25 protein-coding genes are annotated in these 21,877 nt (G+C 43.2%); 13 read left to right on the top strand and 12 right to left on the bottom strand.

Features of this window, described 5'->3' with window-relative positions:
• The coding region (locus JOC94_RS04770) for an aldehyde dehydrogenase family protein (protein WP_205178784.1) at positions 1-537 on the bottom strand (537 nt) is incomplete at its 3' end.
• 145 nt (positions 538-682) lie between these two features.
• Here JOC94_RS04770 and JOC94_RS04765 point away from each other — a divergent pair.
• Positions 683-2,020, top strand: coding sequence for a sigma 54-interacting transcriptional regulator (locus JOC94_RS04765; RefSeq protein ID WP_077111160.1), 1,338 nt, complete (start codon positions 683-685; stop codon positions 2,018-2,020).
• Positions 2,021-2,043: 23 nt separating this feature from the next.
• On the opposite strand, the gene yugI is transcribed toward JOC94_RS04765, so the two are convergent.
• Positions 2,044-2,436 (bottom strand): S1 domain-containing post-transcriptional regulator GSP13, encoded by a 393-nt coding sequence (gene yugI / locus JOC94_RS04760; protein ID WP_077111159.1) that lies wholly within the window; start codon positions 2,434-2,436, stop codon positions 2,044-2,046.
• Positions 2,437-2,748: 312 nt separating this feature from the next.
• Between yugI and JOC94_RS04755 the strand changes: the two genes are divergently transcribed.
• On the top strand, positions 2,749-3,576 hold the full coding sequence (locus tag JOC94_RS04755) for an alpha/beta fold hydrolase (protein ID WP_253191870.1): 828 nt from the start codon (positions 2,749-2,751) through the stop codon (positions 3,574-3,576).
• 77 nt (positions 3,577-3,653) lie between these two features.
• The gene (locus JOC94_RS04750) at positions 3,654-4,817 is read left to right on the top strand and encodes a MalY/PatB family protein (protein WP_077111157.1); all 1,164 of its coding nucleotides are present in this window, start codon (positions 3,654-3,656) and stop codon (positions 4,815-4,817) included.
• Between the two features lie 43 nt (positions 4,818-4,860).
• Here JOC94_RS04750 and JOC94_RS04745 read toward each other — a convergent pair whose 3' ends face one another.
• From JOC94_RS04745 to JOC94_RS04735, 3 genes are all read right to left on the bottom strand, one after another.
• A complete protein-coding gene (locus JOC94_RS04745; RefSeq protein ID WP_171973866.1) occupies positions 4,861-5,391 on the bottom strand; it encodes a superoxide dismutase family protein in 531 nt (176 codons plus the stop codon).
• A gap of 684 nt (positions 5,392-6,075) precedes the next feature.
• A complete protein-coding gene (locus JOC94_RS04740; protein ID WP_083717414.1) occupies positions 6,076-6,294 on the bottom strand; it encodes a hypothetical protein in 219 nt (72 codons plus the stop codon).
• A gap of 412 nt (positions 6,295-6,706) precedes the next feature.
• On the bottom strand, positions 6,707-7,312 hold the full coding sequence (locus JOC94_RS04735) for a peptidylprolyl isomerase (RefSeq protein ID WP_077111156.1): 606 nt from the start codon (positions 7,310-7,312) through the stop codon (positions 6,707-6,709).
• A gap of 147 nt (positions 7,313-7,459) precedes the next feature.
• Between JOC94_RS04735 and JOC94_RS04730 the strand changes: the two genes are divergently transcribed.
• The 9 genes from JOC94_RS04730 (at position 7,460) to mnhG (ending at position 15,860) form a co-directional block, all read left to right on the top strand.
• Positions 7,460-7,870, top strand: coding sequence for a kinase-associated lipoprotein B (locus JOC94_RS04730; RefSeq protein WP_077111155.1), 411 nt, complete (start codon positions 7,460-7,462; stop codon positions 7,868-7,870).
• Positions 7,871-8,614: 744 nt separating this feature from the next.
• Entirely contained in the window at positions 8,615-9,841 is a 1,227-nt protein-coding gene (locus JOC94_RS04725) for an MFS transporter (RefSeq protein WP_139345607.1), read from the top strand.
• A 209-nt stretch (positions 9,842-10,050) separates the two neighbouring features.
• Positions 10,051-12,456 (top strand): Na+/H+ antiporter subunit A, encoded by a 2,406-nt coding sequence (locus JOC94_RS04720; RefSeq protein WP_077111154.1) that lies wholly within the window; start codon positions 10,051-10,053, stop codon positions 12,454-12,456.
• Positions 12,453-12,878: a Na(+)/H(+) antiporter subunit B gene (locus tag JOC94_RS04715; protein WP_077111153.1), complete on the top strand. Its 426-nt coding sequence runs from the start codon at positions 12,453-12,455 to the stop codon at positions 12,876-12,878. Before JOC94_RS04720 ends, JOC94_RS04715 begins: the two co-directional genes overlap by 4 nt.
• Positions 12,878-13,210: a Na(+)/H(+) antiporter subunit C gene (locus JOC94_RS04710; RefSeq protein ID WP_077111152.1), complete on the top strand. Its 333-nt coding sequence runs from the start codon at positions 12,878-12,880 to the stop codon at positions 13,208-13,210. Before JOC94_RS04715 ends, JOC94_RS04710 begins: the two co-directional genes overlap by 1 nt.
• Before the next feature lies 1 nt (position 13,211).
• Positions 13,212-14,693 carry a Na+/H+ antiporter subunit D gene (locus JOC94_RS04705; RefSeq protein WP_077111151.1) on the top strand — a complete coding sequence of 494 codons (1,482 nt, stop codon included), beginning with the start codon at positions 13,212-13,214 and terminating at the stop codon, positions 14,691-14,693.
• An 81-nt stretch (positions 14,694-14,774) separates the two neighbouring features.
• A complete protein-coding gene (locus JOC94_RS04700) occupies positions 14,775-15,251 on the top strand; it encodes a Na+/H+ antiporter subunit E (RefSeq protein WP_077111150.1) in 477 nt (158 codons plus the stop codon).
• Positions 15,251-15,535, top strand: coding sequence for a Na(+)/H(+) antiporter subunit F1 (locus JOC94_RS04695; RefSeq protein WP_077111149.1), 285 nt, complete (start codon positions 15,251-15,253; stop codon positions 15,533-15,535). Before JOC94_RS04700 ends, JOC94_RS04695 begins: the two co-directional genes overlap by 1 nt.
• Entirely contained in the window at positions 15,519-15,860 is a 342-nt protein-coding gene (gene mnhG / locus JOC94_RS04690) for a monovalent cation/H(+) antiporter subunit G (protein WP_077111148.1), read from the top strand. Before JOC94_RS04695 ends, mnhG begins: the two co-directional genes overlap by 17 nt.
• Positions 15,861-15,906: 46 nt before the next feature.
• Here the strand turns inward: mnhG and JOC94_RS04685 are convergent, their stop codons facing one another.
• The 4 genes from JOC94_RS04685 to JOC94_RS04670 all read right to left on the bottom strand — a co-directional run bounded on the left by JOC94_RS04685 (position 15,907) and on the right by JOC94_RS04670 (position 18,642).
• Complete coding sequence (locus JOC94_RS04685) at positions 15,907-16,278, bottom strand: DUF2188 domain-containing protein (RefSeq protein WP_321189667.1); 372 nt, start codon at positions 16,276-16,278, stop codon at positions 15,907-15,909.
• 59 nt (positions 16,279-16,337) lie between these two features.
• Positions 16,338-16,745: a hotdog fold thioesterase gene (locus tag JOC94_RS04680; protein WP_077111146.1), complete on the bottom strand. Its 408-nt coding sequence runs from the start codon at positions 16,743-16,745 to the stop codon at positions 16,338-16,340.
• A 75-nt stretch (positions 16,746-16,820) separates the two neighbouring features.
• Positions 16,821-17,030, bottom strand: coding sequence for a hypothetical protein (locus JOC94_RS04675; protein ID WP_077111145.1), 210 nt, complete (start codon positions 17,028-17,030; stop codon positions 16,821-16,823).
• A gap of 94 nt (positions 17,031-17,124) precedes the next feature.
• Positions 17,125-18,642 carry a leucyl aminopeptidase gene (locus tag JOC94_RS04670; RefSeq protein WP_321189666.1) on the bottom strand — a complete coding sequence of 506 codons (1,518 nt, stop codon included), beginning with the start codon at positions 18,640-18,642 and terminating at the stop codon, positions 17,125-17,127.
• A gap of 154 nt (positions 18,643-18,796) precedes the next feature.
• Here JOC94_RS04670 and JOC94_RS04665 point away from each other — a divergent pair, with 154 nt between their 5' ends.
• A complete protein-coding gene (locus JOC94_RS04665; RefSeq protein WP_077111144.1) occupies positions 18,797-19,282 on the top strand; it encodes a divergent PAP2 family protein in 486 nt (161 codons plus the stop codon).
• 55 nt (positions 19,283-19,337) lie between these two features.
• Here JOC94_RS04665 and JOC94_RS04660 read toward each other — a convergent pair whose 3' ends face one another.
• The 3 genes from JOC94_RS04660 to JOC94_RS04650 all read right to left on the bottom strand — a co-directional run bounded on the left by JOC94_RS04660 (position 19,338) and on the right by JOC94_RS04650 (position 21,637).
• Complete coding sequence (locus tag JOC94_RS04660) at positions 19,338-19,973, bottom strand: 3D domain-containing protein (RefSeq protein ID WP_171973865.1); 636 nt, start codon at positions 19,971-19,973, stop codon at positions 19,338-19,340.
• Positions 19,974-20,720: 747 nt separating this feature from the next.
• On the bottom strand, positions 20,721-21,044 hold the full coding sequence (locus JOC94_RS04655; protein ID WP_077111142.1) for a YuiB family protein: 324 nt from the start codon (positions 21,042-21,044) through the stop codon (positions 20,721-20,723).
• A 110-nt stretch (positions 21,045-21,154) separates the two neighbouring features.
• The gene (locus JOC94_RS04650; protein WP_077111141.1) at positions 21,155-21,637 is read right to left on the bottom strand and encodes an NUDIX domain-containing protein; all 483 of its coding nucleotides are present in this window, start codon (positions 21,635-21,637) and stop codon (positions 21,155-21,157) included.
• Between the last annotated feature and the right edge of the window lie 240 nt (positions 21,638-21,877).

Here is a 21,877-nt window from a genome sequence, read left to right as displayed (position 1 = left end):
CGGAGAAATAACGACGCCGACGCCAAGCGGGATATAATCATAGCGGTTATATTCCCCCGGACGGCTTTGCACTTTTTTGCCGTCTTTGAGCTCCAGCATTTGCCGGCCGTAGTATTCCAAGAAATCAATGCCTTCTGCCGTATCGGCATCGGCTTCTTTCCACGGCTTTCCCGCTTCTTTCACAAGCAAGGCGGAAAATTCATGCTTCCGGCGGCGGACAATGGCCGCGGCTTTAAAAAGAACGTCTGCCCTGACTTCCGGCTTTACTTTTTTCCACGACTCAAAGGCTTCCAGCGCACTGTTCATGGCGCGCTCCGCCAATTCCCGGTTCGCTTTAGATACGCGGCCGACAACTTCCACTTTGTTCGCGGGGTTAACCGAAGTGATTTTTTCTTCCGTTTCGATCCGTTCACCGCCGATGATTAATGGATAATCCTGGCCAAGATAGCTTTCTACAAGCTCCATTCCCGCTTGAAACGCTTTCTTGTTTTCCTCTTTTGAAAAATCCGTGAATGGTTCATGTTTGTATTCAATCATTTCATATCCTCCCTTGTTATTATTTTTCCTTTCACAACAACTTATTAAACGCAAAAAAAATTTGCATTAATAAGTTGTATCTGTATATAATAATGCAAAATAATTCAACAAAATTCAAGTATTTTTTTAAAGGGGAATCTTGAAGATGGATCAAAAGATGCTTTTACATTTATATAACGCTGTTCTGGAAAACATCGATGCGGGCGTACATGCTGTTGATCTTGAAGGAAAAACGATCATTTATAATCGAAAAATGAGAGAAATCGAAGGAATGGAATTGGAAGACTTATTGGATAAAAACATTATGGATGTTTTTCAATTTTATGATGAGGAAAGTACTCTTTTAAAAGTGTTGCGGACAAAAAAGCCCGAATGCAACAGGCGGCAAAAATACATCAATATAAAAGGGGAAGAAATTAATACGATCAACGACTCTCACCCAGTGTTCCACAACGGGGAAATCATTGGCGCAATTGAAATAGCAAAGGATGTAACGAGACTGGAGCAGGTTGTACAAAACCATCTGCAAAGAGACATACAGATCGGTTGTGCATTTTTAGACCTTGCAGGAGAGCATCCCGAGTTTGTCAGTGCGGTACATCAAGCAAAAAAAATGGCCGGCACAACCTTCCCCGTCCTGATCAGTGGAGAAGCTGGCACCGGTAAAGAAACATTTGCCCACTGCATACATCATGACAGCGAAGTATCCGGAAAACCCTTTTATCTATTAAGTTGCATCTCCTATGAAAACAGGCAATTGGAAGAAATGTTGTTTGGCATGCGTGATGGCGGGATATTGAACGATCCGAACATTGGAACCATTTTTTTTGATGAGCTGACAGCCTTGTCTATCCCGCTTCAGCAAAGGCTCCTTCATATCATCCGTGATAGAAAACAATCATCAGAAAAAGCCTTGCCGCGCCTGATTTTTGCAACATGCCTCGATCCAATAGATGCGGCAGCAGATGGTAAACTAATGAAAAACCTTTATTACGAACTGGCAGGTGCCGCCATTTTCATCCCGGCGTTAAAAAGCAGGTTGGAAGACGTGCCGCTCTTGGCTCATCAATTTCTAAACGAATATAATGAGCTGCTTGGCGCTTCTGTACAATCCATTTCAAACGGAGTCTTTGAGCTTTTTTCTCAGTATGAATGGCCCGGGAATGTGCGAGAGTTAAAATATGTTATTGAATCGGCAATTAAAAATGCGGATGATGCAAAACAATTAGCCGTAAGCCATCTGCCATCCTTATTTCGAAAAAAAACGTTTGAAAAGGCGGATGCACTTCTCGTTCAAAGAGGGAAGGACATAAAACCGTTTGATGAGTATATGACAGAAGCGGAAGTTTACTACTTGCAAAAAGCTTTAAAGTTACACGATCATAATATTACAAAAACGGCTGAATCATTAAAAATGAGCAGGCAAAACTTGCAATACCGAATTCGGAAACTCGGCCTGCTTGATAAAAAGAAGAAAAGCTGATTCAGCTTGGAATCAGCTTTTGCTTACTTTTTAATCAAATCCTCCCTTTCGGACTTTTCTATCCACTCTTTCAATTTGGCTTTTAACGTATTAAAGCCTTCCTCGCCTGCATGATCCAGCTGGATACTTCCTTGCCGCCTGCGGGCTTTTGTTTGTTTTTGTGGAGCGTTTTCTTTTTCAAGCGCACGGATGGAAAGGCTGACTTTTCCTTTTTCCTCATCGATTTGCAGCACTTTTACCTTTACTTCGTCACCGATATGCAAAACGTCATGGATATCCTTTACAAATCCGTGTTTAATTTCGGAAATGTGAACGAGACCCTGGGTTTCATCATCAAGCGCGACAAAGGCCCCGTACGGCTTGATACCCGTTACTTTTCCCGTCAGTATGTCGCCTTGCTTGTATTGAGTTGCCATGGAAACACTCCTAAATATAATTGAATTTTATCCTTTGATTAACGCAATAAAGAATAATAACATGAAACACGACTGAAATCAATCGGCTGTTTTGGGGAATATGGTCCTCCGACCCAAGTGGAAAAGCGATGCCGCTGTTTTACAAAAAAAATAAAATCGAAGTTTTAAAAGCCATATTTTCGGTAATACTTTTATTGTAAGACATTCCAGTATTCCCCCTTTTTTGATTTTCGTGGCCTGTGTACAGGTCACGGATTTTTTTATTGACAAGGCAATGAATGTTTGATTTAAGCTTAAAAAGGAGGGATGTCCGTGGGTACCAACTTAATTGGAAAAACGGCGGAAATAAACGGATTCCGCATTTATTATGAGGAAAGCAAAAACATGGAACAAAGGCAAACACTTGTCATGCTCCACGGTTTTTTGTCCTCTTCATTCAGCTTTAGAAAGCTTATACCTTATTTAACGAACGATTATCACGTCATTTGCGTCGACATGCCCCCATTTGGCAAAAGCGACAAATCTAAAAAATACTTCTACTCTTACAAAAATATTGCTGAAACCGTGCTACAGCTGACAGACACTCTCGGAATCAGAACTTTTTCTCTTACCGGGCATTCCATGGGAGGGCAAATTGCCTTGAACATGATGCTCCATCATCCCGAGAAAATTAAAAAAGCGATACTGTTGGCCAGTTCCAGCTACTATAAACGAGCCAAGAAACACCATGTGCTGGCATCTTACCTTCCATTCTTTTCGCAATTCGTAAAACATTATTTAGGTAGAACCGGCGTTATTGGAAATTTAAAAAATGTTGTATATGACCAGTCTTTAATTGACCGCACAATGATTCAGGGATATGCGGAACAGTTTGAGGATTCGCGAATATTTTCCGCACTCGCGCGAATGATTCGGCACAGAGAAGGAGACCTTCCCGAAGAGTGTTTGCGAAAAATCCAAACGCCCTGCCTTCTGATTTGGGGGGAGCACGACCGGATCGTTCCGCTTCAAATTGGGGAAAGACTTGTACAAGATTTGCCGAACAGCCAACTCGTTGTGCTAAAAAACACCGGTCATCTACTTCCGGAAGAGAAGCCCCAGAAAGTATACGAACAAATCCGCAAATTTTTAAATACCTAACAATTTTTTCCCGCAATGAATTATAATGGGGGCTACAAGGAATCTGGATACTGTGATAAGGGGAGGGCAATACTGGTATGGTTGATTTTGACAAATACATAAACCGCAAAAATACCCAGGCGCTGAAATGGGACGGGTTGAAAGAAGTCTTTGGAAAAGAAGATTTACTCCCGATGTGGGTAGCAGACATGGATTTTACCCCACCCATGGCTGTGTTGCAAGCATTGGAAAAAAGAGTCGAACATGGGGTTTTCGGATACACCATTGCTACTGACAGTACGTATGAGGCAATCATCGATTGGTTAAAACACCAGCATGGATGGGACGTTTCTTCAGAATGGATTTTATTCAGTCCCGGTGTTATTCCATCTTTACGCATGGCGATTCAAACATTTACGGAACCGGGAGACAAAGTGCTGTTACAATCCCCTGTTTACACCCCTTTTTTTCATACAATTGAAAGAAACGAGCGGATCGTGTGCAACTCGCAGTTGTTATTGAAAAATAACCGCTATGAAATTGACTTTGCCGACTTCGAAGAAAAGTTAAAAGCCGGAGTGAAGCTATTCTTGCTCAGTAGCCCGCATAATCCTGCCGGCAGGGTGTGGACTAGGGATGAGCTTTCTGAAATGGCCAGACTGTGCCGTAAATATGGTGTGGTGATTGCGGCAGATGAAATACATGCCGATCTCGTAGCTCCACCATATAAACATGTCCCGCTTGCGACATTGGACAATTCGATAGCGGATATGACCCTGACTTTCATGGCTCCATCGAAGACATTCAACCTGGCTGGATTACAGGCTTCATTCATGGTAATTCCGAACCCTGACTTAAGAAAAAAAATGGCGGCCGCCCAAGCCAAAGATGGCTTCTCCTTTCTCAACACATTCGGGCAAATTGCGATGGAAGCTGCTTATACCCATGGAAAAAGCTGGCTGGATGACGCGATGAACTATATTCGCGGCAATATCGAAGTTGTGAAAGAGGAAGTGGCAAAGAATCTGCCAGAACTGTCCGTGATTGAGCCGGAGGGAACGTATTTGGTTTGGATCGACTGCAGAAAAATGGGATTACCAGATGCGGAATTGAAAAAGCGCCTTTTGGAAAAAGGCAAGCTTGCTTTGAACTTTGGAGACGGATACGGACCCGGCGGAGAAGGATTTGTGCGCATGAATGTCGCCTGCCCGAGAGACATAGTTAAGGAAGGCATGAACCGATTAAGATTAGCCCTTACATAAGGGCTCTGTCTAGAGAGAACGTAAAAACAACTCGTTCTCTCTTTTATTTTGCCGGCTTTCGGTCTTTCGTAATTTCCCCACAAGCAATCCTTGCCCCTGAATCTCCCGCCGGTTGTGACATTCCGTCGTCAGCTTTTTCATGGATAACAAGTGACGTTCCCTTATTTGTATACAGAGAGGTCTTGCTTTCCTTAAAGGTAATCCCTGTTGCCGTTATCTTGACCTTGGCCTTTCCGTCTTCATCGACGGTAATATTAGGCAAATCCCCTGCATGCGGGCCCTTCGCATTTAATAACCCGTGTTCTTTTTTATCTGGATTGAAATGATTGCCTGCCGAAATGAAATCAGGCGGCTCGCATTTGCCGCGATCGTGAATATGCATCGCAAGCTCACCGGGAGGCAAGCCCTGTAAATCCCCTTTTAAATGCATGCCATCTGCTTTTTCTTCAAAAGTAATTTTTCCCAGTGAATCGCCATCCGGGTTTTTCACGTCTACATCAAATTTCGTAGGAGGATTCCCCGTACAACCGACAAGAAATAAAACGGTCACAATCCCGAGCTTTTGAATATTCATCCCATCCCCGCTCCTTTCTTATCCCATTGTAACCATGAAATTGCGGGTTTATTCCAGACGCTAGCGAGAGGATGTGAGTGCGCATTGAATACTCATTTCATACTAACAGTAAAGTGGACTCCGTCTTGATCTCCAGCAAGCATCGCACCAAATGGAAGACCGTAATAGAATGCCATACAATTTTGCCTCAAGATGAACATAGCATCATGACTTCCCAGCTAGTCCGGCAAACAGACACCGGCCTCATACTCACTCTTTCCTGCGGGCAATACTTTACTCCCTTTAGCACGATGGTGGTGGCGCAAGAATAGAAAGCTTTAATAGAGGTCGTTTGGCTTTAGGGCAATATTTCTCTTTCCTTTATGACAATGGCGACACTAGAATGGAAAATTTTAATAGAGCTCGTTTGGCTTTAGGGCAATATTGCTTTTTCCTTTTATGACAATGGCGACACTAGAATGGAAAGTTTTAATAGAGCTCATTTGGCTTTAGGGCAATAATGCTTTTTCCTTTTGGACAGCGGTGGCCACTAGGACGAAACCTTTAAAAAGCTCATGCTTTTCTGCTGGCAACTTTACTGAAAAAGCTTCTTGTCCGTCGCATCCTCTGCACCGGCACACCCTTGATTTTGTCGGAATATTATAAATTTTTCCCCTAAATAAAAAGCACCCTTACAAAGGTGCCTTAAACGTGCTTGCTGTTTCGTTCCCGATTAATGCGTTCTTCAATTTCTTTCGTTTTAAGCTCCTGCTTTTTAGAAACCCTTTTAATAAATATAAAAGTCAGGACACATGCGGCTCCAAAGATTGCCATTGAAATTGCTGCCGGAATATACTCTGACTTATCTTCCGGAAAATATAAAAATGGCATATATATCATAAAAGAATCTACGATCGATAACATGAGAGACGCATCCTTTCCTCATTGGATATACATCCATTATAGCAAGTTTCCACAAGCCGTTCCAATGCCGAAATAGTGACGATTATCAATACCATCGTGAAAAACGGACCGTCATCAATGTTACATTTATTTGTACGCATGCATATCGTTCAGCTGAAGGGATTTCCTGGTTATACGCGGGTATTTTCGCCTATACGCGGGTATTTTCTGCTATACGCGGGTATTTCCGGCTATGCGCGGGTATTTTCGCCTATGCGCGGGTATTTCCGGCTATACGCGGGTATTTCATTCGGCCTGAGCTACATGACCCAAGCCTTCCTCCATCATTTCGTTAATACATAGGAAGAGCGATGCTCGCCCATAAAAACGGGGTCGAGAGCATCGCTCCGATTAAAAAGCCGTGGCTTTTCTCTTATTCCTTAATAATATCAATGCTTTCGATCGTAATGTCTTCTACTGGCTTGTCCGCCATACCCGTTTCAGCATTGGCAATTTTATCGACAACTTCCATGCCCTCAATTACTTGTCCAAACACTGTATGCCTAAAGTCCAGGTGCGGTGTTCCACCTGACTCCATATACGCCTCCACAATCTCTTTCGGAAAGCCGGCATTTTCCATCTGCCCTTTCATTCCGGCATCCATATGACTGTTTTGAACGATGAAAAACTGGCTACCGTTCGTATTGGGACCGGCATTGGCCATGGAAAGTGCCCCGCGCAAATGAAACAGTTCACGCGAAAATTCGTCTTCAAAAGGGGCTCCGTAAATGCTTTCGCCACCCATGCCTGTTCCGGTCGGGTCCCCGCCTTGCACCATAAAGTCTTTGATTACGCGGTGAAAAATAATCCCGTTATAATAATTATTTTTGCTATGTGTCATAAAATTTTCGACCGTTTTCGGAGCGTGTTCGGGAAATAACTTCAATTTTATAGCTCCTAAAGACGTATTCATTTGAACAATTTTTTCGTTTTCCACTGTTTCAGTTGATAGCTGCGGGTACATTGTCTGTTCTCCCATATTCTGCATCTCCTTGTCTGTTCAGGATTCATTATTTTCAAACGAAGATAAACCTCAAAACATACTTTACAGTAATCTCTATAAAAAATCATCCTTCTTTCATTTTTCTGCATTCTCATCCATAATGATGGTTAAGAGGTGATTACTATGGAAATCGGTCAAATTGTAAAAGCATTCAAGAAAACAGGTACTTATATCGGTGAGATTACGGCTATCAATCCCGACACTTATACTGTCCGCATCATGGCAGTTTTAAAACATCCGATACAGGGAGACCTTCATAACCCGAGGCAGGCAGACGTTCCTTTCTTTCCCGGTAGAAAAGCGCTCGCCTACCGCGAACAGACAAATGTTCCCGCCAATATGGTCCGTCCTTTTGAAGGCCCTGTCCCAAACTACAAAAAAAGTTTACTCGAATCCGTCCAGAAACTATATGATGAACTTTCCGCAAAACCAGAGGACCCATACTGCTCCCGGAGCCTGGAAATGTTGTATGAATCAATGAAAGACTATGAACTGATGTATTCCATTGAATTTCCGGCTCTTCGAAAAAGCTGAATCATGCAAGGGTTCGGCTTTTTCACGTTTTCCAAAAACAGGCTTTTCATCGAAAACACAATGTGATTGAAAGAACAGGATCAAGAACACTTGTCGGCATATCACTTCATGAATAAAACTTCCGGTTCCCGAAGTGCGGAGCTTGGCTCCCCACCGCCAAACAAAATGCACTAGTCAAACTAAGGAACATGAGAAAAGAACACTTGTCGGCATATCACTTCATGAATAAAGCTTCCAGTTCCCAAAGTGCGGAGCTTGGCTCCCCACCGCCAAACATGAAGCACTGAGACAGACGAAACAACAGAATCAAGAACGATTCGCTAGGAATCTTCCCTTCACCCGGACAATGCCGATGTTTGGACTCCCCGCCATCAAGATTATTAGAGCGCCTTCAGTTACAAGGTGTCACCGCTTAACACCGTCGCCGGCAAGAACTCTTGTGGCCGCCAGCTCCACCGGACAAACTATAAATAAGGAAGGAACGGATGTGGCATTGTAGGAGACTTGAGTCATAACTTCAACGCCTTAATTGAGAGGAAGAATTTCTCCTCTCCCGTACAACTTTTTTCGAAGTTAGGGATTGTTCAATACGTCACTAATGCAAAGATACTGCGTTGGCTGAAAAGCTGCACCCACACTGTTTGGTCTTGCGCCATGGGACAGTGCCAATCAATTGAAAAGTAAGTGTTTTCGTATATAATAATATTTAGGATAGCGAAACAAAAATTTAAGAAGGTGTTTTTTATCGATTATGAAAAACGGAATTTATTGATCATGGTGGTTTGCAACTTTCTTGTGGCCGCCAGCATGACAATGGTTCTGCCTTTCATTTCCTTGTATATCAGTACTTTTGGACACTTTAGTGATGAATATATACAGCGCTGGGCGGGCTTTATCTTTGGAGTAACTTTCGTAACTGCCTTTCTGATGTCTCCCGTTTGGGGACGAATTGGTGATAAGTACGGCTTTAAGCCGATTCTTGTGATGAATGGTTTAGGTATAGCGACGAGCATTTTCTTGATGGGGTTCATGGATCACGTACATGGGCTTTTTTTGTTGCGATTGATCATGGGAATTGTCACGGGCTTTATCCCAACTTCTACCGCACTTATTTCTAAACAAACCTCTAAGAAAGAAGTTGGAAAAGTCCTCGGAACGCTTCAAATGGGAACCGTGTCGGGCACATTGTTTGGACCTGTCATCGGAGGGCTCATGGCCGATTCATTCGGTTTCCAATATACGTTTGTCATTACTTCTGTTTCCATTGTTATTGCAACGATTGTTGTCATCCTTGGCATCGTTGAAAAGCCACTGGCCCCTGGTGAAAAAAAGAAAACCCAGCCGTCAAGAATAGACGTCATGCGAATGATTATATCTCGGCGCATGCTCCTTAGCGTCATGGCAATTGCTTTTATCATTCAAGTAGGTCTGTTCAGCATTCAGCCGCTCCTTGCCTTATATGTCAGTGAATTGACCACCGGAAGTAACCTTGCTTTTCTTTCGGGCCTCGCTTTTTCTGCAACAGGGTTTGGAAACCTGCTTCTTACCAGAAAGTGGGGCGACCTGGGGGATCGTATCGGGCATGACAAAGTGTTAATGATTCTGCTGGTGCTCGCTGCCATATTGATTGTGCCGCAAGCGCTTGTAACGGCTCTTTGGCAACTTGTCTTTCTCCGTTTCCTGTTTGGCATGGCAGTCGGGGGAATGCTGCCGTGTATTACCGCCCATATCAGGATGGAATCTCCTCTTGAACTGCAAGGTGAAATTCTTGGCTACAACCAAAGCTTCCGCTTTCTTGGCAATGTAGCAGGTCCTCTTCTCGGTGGTATTATTTCAGCTCAATTTGACATTTCAACCGTGTTTTACGTCACGGGGAGCCTGTTCCTCTTTGGTTTTGCGATGCTATGGTGGAGTATGAAACAAAAAGAATCACGATTTAAAGAAATGTTGGATAGTACGCATTCAAAATGAAGTGAAAATCCGGAGTAGCTCCGGATTTTTTCCTTTTTTATTTGTGAACATTTTATGACATTTTTCCAGGGTTTTATCTATTCCTACCTATTTAATAACTTCTGAAGCAAATTCCAGTTTCAAGAAATACCTCCATGAAACTTTGCTTCAACTAGGCTATAATCTCTTTAGTCGGAATGCAAGAATCATTTGGATAGGAGGGTAACATTTTGTCACTATTGCACTTGGCGATTATTGCCCCGTTCATACTCGCTTTTTTTGTTCCTTTTTTTTATAAAAAAATAAAAGCAGTTCATACCGGTTGGTTTGTCCTCATTTTGCCTGCAATACTATTTGCCTATTTTCTTCGCTTTCTTCCTGCAGTCAAAAATCAAGGAGCCATCCAGGAAACAGTGAATTGGATTCCATCGTTGGGAATTGATTTTACAGCTTATGTAGACGGGCTCGGGCTGCTTTTTGCACTTCTTATTACAGGAATCGGATCTTTAGTCGTTTTGTATTCGATTTTTTATCTATCGAAAGCAAAAGAAAACCTCGGAAGCTTTTATGTCTACTTGCTCATGTTTATGGGTGCGATGCTTGGTGTCGTTTTATCGGATAATTTAATTGTTCTCTACACATTTTGGGAGCTGACTTCATTTTCTTCCTTTCTCTTAATCGGTTATTGGTATCATCGGGAACGTTCTCGATACGGTGCCCAAAAGTCTATGCTCATTACTGTTTTTGGCGGTCTGGCCATGCTTGGGGGATTTTTACTTCTCTATTTCATGACAGGGTCCTTCAGCATTAGAGAGATCATTTCTCAGGCCGGCGACATGACAGGGGATCCCTTTTTTATTCCCGCACTCATTCTCGTTTTGCTTGGTGCTTTTACGAAATCTGCCCAATTCCCGTTTCATATTTGGTTGCCTGATGCAATGGAAGCGCCTACTCCTGTAAGCGCCTATCTGCATTCAGCGACAATGGTAAAGGCAGGGATATACCTTGTTGCCAGAATGAGCCCCGTGTTCGCAGAGGAAGGGACTTGGTTTTGGCTTGTATCCATATTCGGCATTATCACACTGGTCTGGGCTTCATTCAATGCGGTCAAGCAAACAGATTTAAAAGCCATTTTGGCATTCTCTACAGTGAGCCAGCTTGGTTTGATCATGTCCCTGCTTGGTATCGGAGCTGCTGCCTTACACTACACACAGTTGAACGACAATATTTATATGGCGGCAACTGTAGCAGCTGTATTCCACCTCATTAACCATGCCACCTTTAAAGGAAGTTTGTTTATGGTGGCGGGAATTGTCGATCATGAAACCGGGACCAGAGATATCCGACATCTTGGCGGTTTAATGCATCTTATGCCGATCACCTTTACTATCGCTCTTATTGGTACATTTTCTATGGCCGGACTCCCGCCATTTAACGGATTTTTAAGCAAGGAAATGTTTTTTGCAGCGATGGTGAATGTTCTTTCTTTAGATATATTCAACTTGGAAACTTATGGCGTTTTATTCCCTGTTTTGGCTTGGGTCGGAAGTGTATTCACCTTTATTTACAGTATGATTTTGCTTTTTAAAACTTTTACAGGAAAACAGCCGGCGCAAAAATGGGAAAAGAAACCGCACGAAGCTCCGCTCGGCATGCTCTTATCCCCGATCATTTTAGCTGCGCTGGTCATTGTGTTTGGACTGTTTCCAAATATCCTTTCAGCTTCTATCATTGAGCCCGCGGCTGATGCCATCATGCCCGCATTTGCTGAAGCAGGACAGGCATTTAACGTCAACATTACTATGTGGCACGGCTTTTCGGCGGAATTATATATGACAATTGCTGTCGTCGTTGTCGGATTATTCCTATATGTATTTTTGCCGAAATGGAAACACATTTACAATATTTTTCCAAAAAAGCTTTCATTGAATGCTTTATATGATCAAGGACTTGTTCGGACTGAAAAAATCTCAAAAAATATGACAAATGCCTACATGAATGGATCCATCCGTTCCTATATGATTTATATATTCATAGCGTTTATCGGCATTCTTTCTTATTCAATGATAGAGAAAAAAGCGGTTTCCTTCGAGTTGTCCAACTTGGCTCCAATCGGTGTTTATGAAATCGTTTTGGCCATCATTATTACGGTTGCCAGCATTACCATTCTGTTTGCCAAGTCGCGCTTGACATCCATCATTGCATTGGGTGCAGTCGGTTATACTGTGGCCTTGTTTTTCGTTTTATTCAGAGCCCCGGATCTTGCTTTGACACAGCTTGTCATCGAGACTGTTTCCGTCGCCCTTTTCCTGCTCGCTTTTTATCACTTGCCTAAAATGAGCCGCAAAGAAGAGCGCATTCGATTTAAAATGGCGAGCGCTGTCGTATCTCTCGGTGTCGGAGTTGTGGTTACGCTGATCGCTTTATCTGCGCACAACAATAAACTCTTTGACTCCATTGCTCAATATTATATTGAAAATACGAAGGAACAAGCCGGCGGTGCCAACATGGTCAACGTTATTCTTGTTGATTTCAGGGGTTTTGATACAATGTTTGAAATAGCCGTTCTAGGCATTGCTGCGTTGGGCATATTCGGGATGATCAAGCTTCGCTTATCAAGGAGGCAAGACGGATGAGAAAAACGAACGACCTCATATTGCAAACAGTGACGAAAATCGTTTCATTCATGATTTTCATGTTCGCCCTCCATATTTTCTTTGCCGGTCACAACAATCCGGGTGGAGGGTTCGTCGGAGGATTATTAACGTCTGGAGCAATCGTACTTTTGTTGCTCGCTTATGATCTAAAAACTGTGGCAGGCAGCCTGCCGATCGACTATAAAATTTTAATAGCTGTCGGTCTTTTATTTGCCGTTGGTACAGGGCTAGGGTCTCTTGTATTTGATGTTCCTTTTCTGACCCACGCCCATGATATCTTTACATTGCCTATTTTGGGAGAAACCCATTTGCACACCGCTGTTTTGTTCGATATAGGAGTTTATTTAGTCGTTGTTGGAACAACGATGACCATTATTCAAACGATAGGAGAGAACGAATAATGGAAGTTTTGATGTCTATTTTAATTGGTCTTTTATTTGCATGTGCTGTCTATTTGATGCTGTCCAAAAGCCTGCTCCGCATTATCATCGGTACCGGCCTATTAAGCCACGGCGCCCATTTGATGCTGCTGACGATGGCTGGCCTGAAGCGTGGAACGGTCCCGTTGCTGGGGGAGAATGCTTTATTTTATACAGACCCTGTTCCGCAGGCATTGATTTTAACTGCAATCGTCATTAGCTTCGGTGTTACAGCCTTTTTCCTCGTGCTTGCCTACCGGGCGTACCAGGAGCTTGGAACGGATAACGTCGAAGATATGAAAGGTACTGAATAATATGAGCAACTTGTTAATTTTACCCATTATCATTCCCTTGCTGACAGCAGTATTTCTGATCTTTTTTAAAAAATATATTCTGGTGCAGCGATGGATTTCTGTTATTTCCGTCACTGCAACACTTGTGACTTCTATCATTTTGGTTGAAAAAGTGAAGAATGACGGAATTCAAACATTGGACGTGGGAAGCTGGCCGGCTCCTTTCGGCATTACACTTGTATCGGACATGCTGTCGGCCTTACTTGTTACGGCCACTTCCCTGATCGCCCTTTGTTGTATCATTTATTCGTTTCGTTCCATCGGTGAAGGACGGGAAAGAAATTATTACTACCCTGTTGTGCAATTCTTGATCGTTGGGGTAAACGGCGCTTTTACAACAGGAGACATATTCAACATGTTCGTCTTTTTTGAAGTGATGCTTATGTCTTCCTATGTCCTGCTCGTAATCGGCGGGACAAAGATTCAATTGAGGGAAACCATCAAATATATCTTGGTCAATATTACATCATCAGCCTTGTTTGTCATCTCCGTCGCCTATCTATATTCTGTTGTGGGCACACTGAACATGGCCCACATTTCCGAGAGAATCGCCGAGGTTAATCAGCCTGCTATTTTAACCGTGCTGGCCGTGCTATTTTTGATTGTTTTTGGCCTCAAAGGAGCCATTTTCCCATTATTCTTTTGGCTTCCGGGCTCTTATTATGCACCGCCCGCCGCGATTATGGCTTTATTCGGGGCATTGCTCACAAAGGTCGGCGTCTATTCCATCTTGAGAACATATACGTTGTTCTTTTACCATGACACCGGGTTTACTCATGAACTGCTGATGATATTGTCTTTGCTTACGATCGTTTTGGGGTCTATCGCCGCCGTAGCTTATAAAGACATGAAAAAGATCGTCATTTACAATATTATTATTGCCATTGGAGTTATCACTTATGGAATCGGAGCGATGAATACCGACGCCTTGACCGGGTCAGTCTTCTATTTAATCCATGACATGGTGATTAAAGCGGTACTGTTCCTTTTAGTCGGATTGATTATTTCGATCACCGGTGCTAACAGCTACGATAAGTTCAGCGGACTCATCAAACATTATCCTTTGCTGGGATGGCTGTTTTTTATCTCGGTATTGGCGCTCGCCGGAATCCCGCCTTTAAGCGGTTTTATCGGAAAAATATTGATCGTAAACGGTGCGTTCTCAAACGGGGACCTTGTTGGCGGGCTCATCATACTCATTTCCAGCCTCTTCGTGTTGTATTCTTTAATGAGAGTATTTATAAACGGATTTTGGGGCGACCCTGAAGGGAGCAAGAAAAAAGAAAGTATTCGAATGGGAACCTATCTGTTCCCTGTGATCATCTTAGTCGGAACGGCGGTCGCTTATGGAGTCTTTTCGGAATACGTCCATATGTATGTTTCGCAGGCAGTGGAAGTGATTGAAAATCCGGAAATGTATATTGAAGCTGTTCTGCAAAAATAAGCAAACACGAAAGCCTTTTGCCATATAAAGTCCAAAAAATTCGTTAAGACGGAAGGTTTTTGAAAGGAGGGGCAAATAACAATGGCATTTCAAATCATACTGAACATCTTTTTGGCTTTTTTATGGATGTTTTTTGAGGGATCGATGAACGCCACGACTTTTATCGTTGGATATTTACTTGGACTGCTGGTTGTTTTTTTCATGCGGCGCTTTTTTTCAACCAGATTTTATATACACCGGCTGTATGCCATATTAAAATTGCTTCTCATCTTTTTTAAAGAACTTATGCTCTCAAACCTTGCTGTGTTAAAGGTGATTTTTCAACCAAAATTAAACATTCAGCCCGGCATTTTTGCTCTTGAAACAAAGCTGAAGGAAGATTGGGAGATAACACTGCTTGCAAATTTAATCACGCTTACGCCCGGAACACTTGTAGTGGATGTATCTGAAGATAACAAAACATTATACATCCATGCGATGGATATAGGGGACGTCGATGAAGCGGTCGAAAGTATAAGGCAATCCTTTGAGAAGGCAATCATGGAGGTGGGCCGATAATGTTGGATATAGTCGTTAAAGTCGCAATCATCGGGTTTGCGGTTTCCTCTTTTCTTCTCCTCATTAGGGTAATAAAAGGGCCGTCCATCCCAGATCGGGTTGTTGCTCTCGATGCCATGGGCATAAACTTGGTGGCGATCAGCGCTCTCGTTTCGATCGTATTGTCGACAAATGCGTTTCTCGACACGATATTGCTGATCGGGATTCTCTCGTTTATTGGCACTACAGCTTTTTCCAAATTTTTGGAGAAAGGAGAAATTATCGAGTATGAACGCAATCGCTGATACAGTTATCGCTTTTTTTATCCTCATCGGCATGTTCTTAAGCCTGGCCGCAGCGTTTGGAGTTATCAGGCTGCCTGATGTCTATACGAGAAATCATGCCGCCTCAAAATCAACAACACTCGGGGTTTTGTTCACTTTGCTCGGGGTGCTGATGTACTTTTTCTTTCAAGATGGCATTATTCATTCCCGGATTATGCTAGGAATCGCCTTTATATTCATTACCGCTCCAGTAGCGGGGCATTTGATCAGCAGAGCGGCTTACCGTACAGGGGTAAAAATGTGTGATCAAACTTCGCAGGATGATCTGAAAGAAGCGAAGGATTAAAGAAGAACGGGCAATCTTTTCCCAAAAGGAATTGCCCGTTCTTTTTTCAATCATATAATGTCTCGGAAATCGCTCCATCCGATTTATGAATGACCAACATTCCTTTGTGTTCATTGACATAGCTTTTCGCCTTTTCTAGCAAATCTTCTTTTGTATTTTCGCGCATAATCGCCTTTGTTCCGTCCTTCTTTTTCAATACCCAGTCTGTTCCATTCGGTTCTATATGGTACTCGGGACGATCAACATCCTCTTCGAAATACTTGCGGGCTTGGGCAATTCCAATGGCAATGGCCCGCCCTTCACTATATCTTTCTTCCAATAAAGCGTTCGCTATCTCAATTGCTTTGTTCCTAACATGGTCAGGCAGGTTTTTCATGGAATCCGGGTAATCATTTTGCGACCAAGGCAATGCACTCACTCCTTTGTTTCGCTTATGGTGTTACGATTCCCGGAATAATCAGCATTCAAACACGAGGGCTACGACTGCTTTGGCACAATGGCAATGGTGCACCTCGATATGCAAACAAGGGATTCTTGTTCATCCCTGATCCTAATATCCCAAACCATCGTACTCTTTCCACGATGAACAACTTCCGCTACTGCAGTGACGATACCGTCCCGCATAGAGCGTATGTGATTGGCATTAATTTCAAGGCCAAAACATATTTCTTTATCCAAGTCAATCATCAATACAGCCCCAATGCTGGCAACGGTTTCAGCCAATGCAACGGAAGCACCCCCGTGCAAATAACCAAATGGTTGTTTCGTTCTCCCGTCAACAGGCATGGTTGCTGTTACTCTTCCTTCTTCCAGCGATGTAATCTCGATTCCCAATGAATCATGCAGCGTATTTTTAGCCAGTTCTTGTACTTTTTCCTTATCCATCTATGTATTCTCCTCCTCTTCCAACTTCAAAAAAGAAAGCCCATCCGCGTAAGGCCGACGGGCTCTTTATTACATCTACCAATACGGTGCTCCATAGCCGTAGGGAGCTCCATAGCCATAAGGGTAAGGGTAGGGATAAAAAGGTCTTGGACGGGCAGCTAGATAGCTCCCTATCCCTCCTCCTATACCGCCGCCAATTAATCCGCCAAGGAAACCACCTAGCAATGGAAACCCCCATAAAAACCTGCTGTCGGCAACTGGTGGTGCGAAACTTCGATAATACATCCAGGTTTACCTCCTTTGTCGAAAGCATAAAAGCCTTTCACTATTGTCTATGCGACAAAGGGCTGGTTGGGATGGGCATTCGTTCCATGAATAATCATTGGCCGAGCCCATTCAAGTCTTCATCACAGACGAGAGTTGCCAGGGTTCTAACCATGACACCTGTGGCGCCGGATGGACCAAGCTCGGAGCTTTTTTTCGAAGTCGCTGTTCCGGCAATATCCAAGTGCACCCATGGTGTGTCTTCTGCAAACTCAGCGAGAAATGCTCCACCCATAATGGCGTGGCCTTCCCGGCCCGGCGAATTGTTTAAATCGGCTATTTCGCTTGAACGCACTCTCTCTTTATCTTGCTCTGTAAGAGGAAGCCTCCATATAAATTCACCTGTTTTTTCTGAAGCCTGAAACACTTTTTCATAAAAAGCATCATGATTGGTCATGGCTCCCGTTTTATCAAGGCCTAAGGCTACGACGACCCCACCTGTTAAAGTAGCCGCATCCACGACATATTCAGCTCCATGCATTTTAGCATACGTAATCGCATCGGCGAGGACGAGTCGCCCTTCTGCATCTGTATTTAATATTTCAATAGTCTTGCCGTTTAAGCTGGTAATAACATCATCCGGTTTAAATGCTTTGCCGCTCACTACATTATCAGTTGCGGGAATGACTGCCACTACATTCCGGTTTGGCCGCAGTTCTCCGATAATTTCCATCGCACCCAAGACCGCCGCTCCGCCTGCCATATCCGTCTTCATTTCAACAATGCTCGACTTTGGTTTTAACGAATAGCCTCCTGTATCAAACGTGATCCCTTTTCCGACTAGTCCCAGAACATCATTCCATTGCTCTTGGCCTCTGTATTTTAAAACGATCATATAAGGAGGTTCCTCAGATCCTTGGTTAACAGCAAGCATAGCCCCCATTCCCAGCTTTTCCATGTCCGCCTTTTCCAATATTTCCAACTCAAACCCAAACCGTCCTGCCAAATTTTTTGCGTATTCCGCCAGATAAGCAGGGTTCAGCAAATTACTCGGCATATTTACGAGCGTCCGTGCAGCGTTGGTCGCTTTTCCATAAATCATGCCATTTTTCAGAGAGGTTTCAATTTCGTGTTGCTGTTCACTTGTAAATACATTCATTTTCTTTATGGTTACTTCGGGTTCATTTGACTTTTGTTTGTAGCCCGGAAATTCGTATGTTGCCATCGTAAAAGCTTCGCCGATGATTTGAGCAACGGCCGTACTGCTTAGATCCCCGTGGACAAAAGAGTCAAGCGCAATTGCAAAGGATGGGACCCGCATTTCTTTTATCGTTTTACAGGCTTTGCCGACTGCCTCTCTTAGGAAATCGGCTGTCAGATCCTTTTCTTTTCCCAACCCGACAAAAACGAATCGCTTGATGGGCGATAATCCCAGGCTATATACAGTACGCACCTTTTTAAGCTTAGCCGAAAGGTCGCCCCTTTTGACGAGGTTGGTTAATTCTCCCTGAAACATTTGATCCAGTCCTTCTAGGGGGCCCGAAAATTTTTCCGGCTTATCAAGCAATCCGATGATCATACATTCTTGCTCCGTTTCAAAAGGATTGCTGTTTTGTGCATGAATGACATCCACTACTTTCAACTCCCTTCTTTTCATCATTATAGACGAAACAGCAGGATGCATCGAGCTGGCAGGTTGTTTTTCTTAAAAGGAAATGATTGATTGCTTCTTGGATATGGTATGATAAAAAATAAGAAGACGTTGTTGGAAAGAAAGGATGTCATCGATGGAGCTTTTTTTCAATTTTCCACTTTGGTCTGCCCTTACTTCGATTTTTTTCGCTCAGTTTATTAAAGTGCCCCTTCAGTTTTTTATCACCAAAAAAGTAGACTGGTCACTGTTGACTTCAACAGGTGGGATGCCCAGCTCCCACTCAGCCGCTGTTACTGCCCTCTCAACAGGTGTTGCCTTGGAAACGGGTCTGGATTCGCCTTTATTTGCCATCTCCGTGGTATTTGCCATTATTGTCATGTTTGATGCGACAGGCGTGCGCTGGCAAGCAGGGGAGCATGCTGTCGTGCTGAACCAGCTCGTATCCGATTTTCAGCGTTTTATCGAAGAAGCGAAGGAATGGCCGGAAAAGCCGCAGCAGAAAAAGCGAGAAGAATTGAAAGAATTGCTTGGACACAAACCTGTGGAAGTTTTTTTTGGAGGGCTTACAGGTGTTGGATTAACTTTGTTCCTATGGTATATTTTTTCAAAAGTAACTTAACGAAATAACAAAAAGGGCGGCCCGCTTTTCAGGGCGCCCATATATGTGAAACAACCTAATTTTCATTCGCATTTTTTAAATAGTTTTGCCGGAATACTTGCATCGTTTCATCTTCATTTAATGCCGTGAGTTCCTCTTCCGTGACTTTTCCAGATCCCAACTGGATCACATGAACATCCACGGTACGCTTTCCCCACTCTTTATAAACATCTTGTACTGTTTCAAAATAGAGATCTATTTTATTGCCTTTAATGGCAGATCCCGTGTCAGTCACAACACCATACCCGTAACCCGGAATAAATAAAATCGTTCCCATAGGAAATATATCGGGGTCAGCGGCGACGGTTGAATAAAGATCTCTTTTTACTTTGACACCCGAATATGTAATCCCGTAGGAAGGATGTCCCGGCTTTTTTCCTGTCGATTCTTCCCCGGCAGTGTAACCGGTGGCAACGACCTTTTTTACAGGGTATTTGGACCAATCGAACGACTCTTCCAAAGAAGGTATGGGGCTTTCCGCCTCTGCTTGAGCATTTGTTTTATCGGATTTTTTTTGATCAACACTTGCATTGGCCATCATATCTTGAACAAGTGTATACGCCTGAATGCCGGACAATGTTTCATAAGTTACCGCCAACGCCCCAAGAAATAAAACCGTCATGGCAAACCTTCTGCCATAAAGAACCTTCATGACATGCATTCACTCCTCTCAAGGCTATTGTTGCCCCGCTTGAGAAGAAGTATTCATTTTAGCTTAAGCTGAGTAAGTCGCGAAAATCGAAATCCCTCCTACGATACGCCTAAAGATTAACTGTGGGGGCGAGGATTTCGATTATGTGAAGAAGATTGCGGCATAAGGGGCCAGTATTGCGATCAAGTGAAGAAGATTACGACTCGTGTGGAGTGGTTTTCGATCATGTTAAGAGGATTACGACTTGTGTGGAGAGGTTTTCGATCATGTGAAGAGGATTACGACTTGTGTGGAGAGGTTTTCGATCATGTGAAGAGGATTACGACTCGTGTGAGAGATCATGTGATGAGGAGGGCGACACAAGACAAGGATTTCGATAGCGGGTGAGGAGGACAATACATGTCCGAGAGGATTTCCATAACATATGGAGCATTGCGACACACATGGAGAGGATTTCTATAACATATGGAGCATTGCGACACATGGAGAGGTTTTCAAAAGGTGGATAGGACTTGCGATTGCGAAGTCGGAATGTGAATGGGGATGCTAAATTATCGACTAAAAAATAAAAACAGCTGCGAAACGAATCCGAAGCTGTTCTTTTCCTTTACAGGCCACCATATAGCCTAACACCCTTGGCCTATTCAGAGCATTCGAAGGAGTCCTAAGGGATGCTTTTTTCCGTACGTTTATATTGCCATGTTGAAGAAATCACGAAAGGGTGTTCTCGACAACCGCGACATCTCCTTAAAACATTCTGTATCCTTTTTTTCTTAAATAACGCATGGTAAGCCCTGCTGCTATGGCTCCCACAAGGCCACTGCCCAAAATAAGCATGTCCGCGGGCGCCAAATGGGATATGACTTCTCCCAGACTGGAAAAAGAAGCAGAAGGGGCTGTGAAATATTCTGTAAACCTTACTTTATCTACAATCAATATCGCGATAATTGGATAAATGACTGCCATAATCCATGTCATTCGCAACAACATATTCAACAAAAAACCAATTCCATAGAATAGGACAAAAAATAATAACATGGAAATAAGCAGGACAGGAACGGTCATTGGCATGGATGTATCCTCCTAAAGTTCGCTACTAACAAGTTTACAGAATGGTGAATAGAGCGTCAATGCAAGAATAGAGGAGAATTCATGACATTTTTACCAGTTTGCTGTCGCTTTTATAAAAATAACTTATATGCGGTATATCCAAATTGCGGGCCCGGATGAAAACCTGTCCTCTCTTTTTGAAGGGGTAAAATTCCAGTTGTCATTATTTCTTTTAAAATGAGCGAAGCGTTCTCATCATAAGCTAAATCTTCAGGTGCCATCCAGCTGGCCGAGTCAATTTCATGTTCTTCGATATGAAGTGTCGTATTTTCTGGCGTACATAAAAACAAAATCATATTGTCGCTGATCATTTCGTCGATCACGCCTGTCCTCATCCCCAGCAGACCGTTTATATGGCAGACGATTCCCGTTTCTTCAAGCACTTCCCGCTTTACAGCTTCATCAACCGTTTCCCCCGCTTCGACAAATCCTGCGGGAAGTGTCCATTGACCTTTTGCTCCGCCATACTTCTTTTTGACGACAAGCCAACGGCCTTTCTTGTCAACGACTAAACCACAAGCAGCAAGCCACACATTCCCTCTCTTTTGATTCATTTTCTCTCCTTATTATTTGCAAAATAGAAAAAACATTTACACCACTGGAGTAAAATGACCATTTAGCTGGTGCAAACGATTATTGCCCTGTTCCACTAATAATAACTGCGTAATTCGTTTTGACATGATCGTTCAAACATTCTAACATGCACAAGAGTCGTTGTGCATCCAGTCACAAAAAGTAAACGAGAAAAGACTGAAGCATAAAAAAACAAGGCTTTCTTTAGGCGCATTCTTTCC

Source organism: Siminovitchia thermophila, from assembly GCF_016909185.1.
Classification (GTDB): domain Bacteria; phylum Bacillota; class Bacilli; order Bacillales; family Bacillaceae_C; genus Siminovitchia; species Siminovitchia thermophila.
The sequence above is the reverse complement of the archived record's forward strand: the minus strand, read 5'-3'. Positions and strand labels throughout refer to the sequence as shown.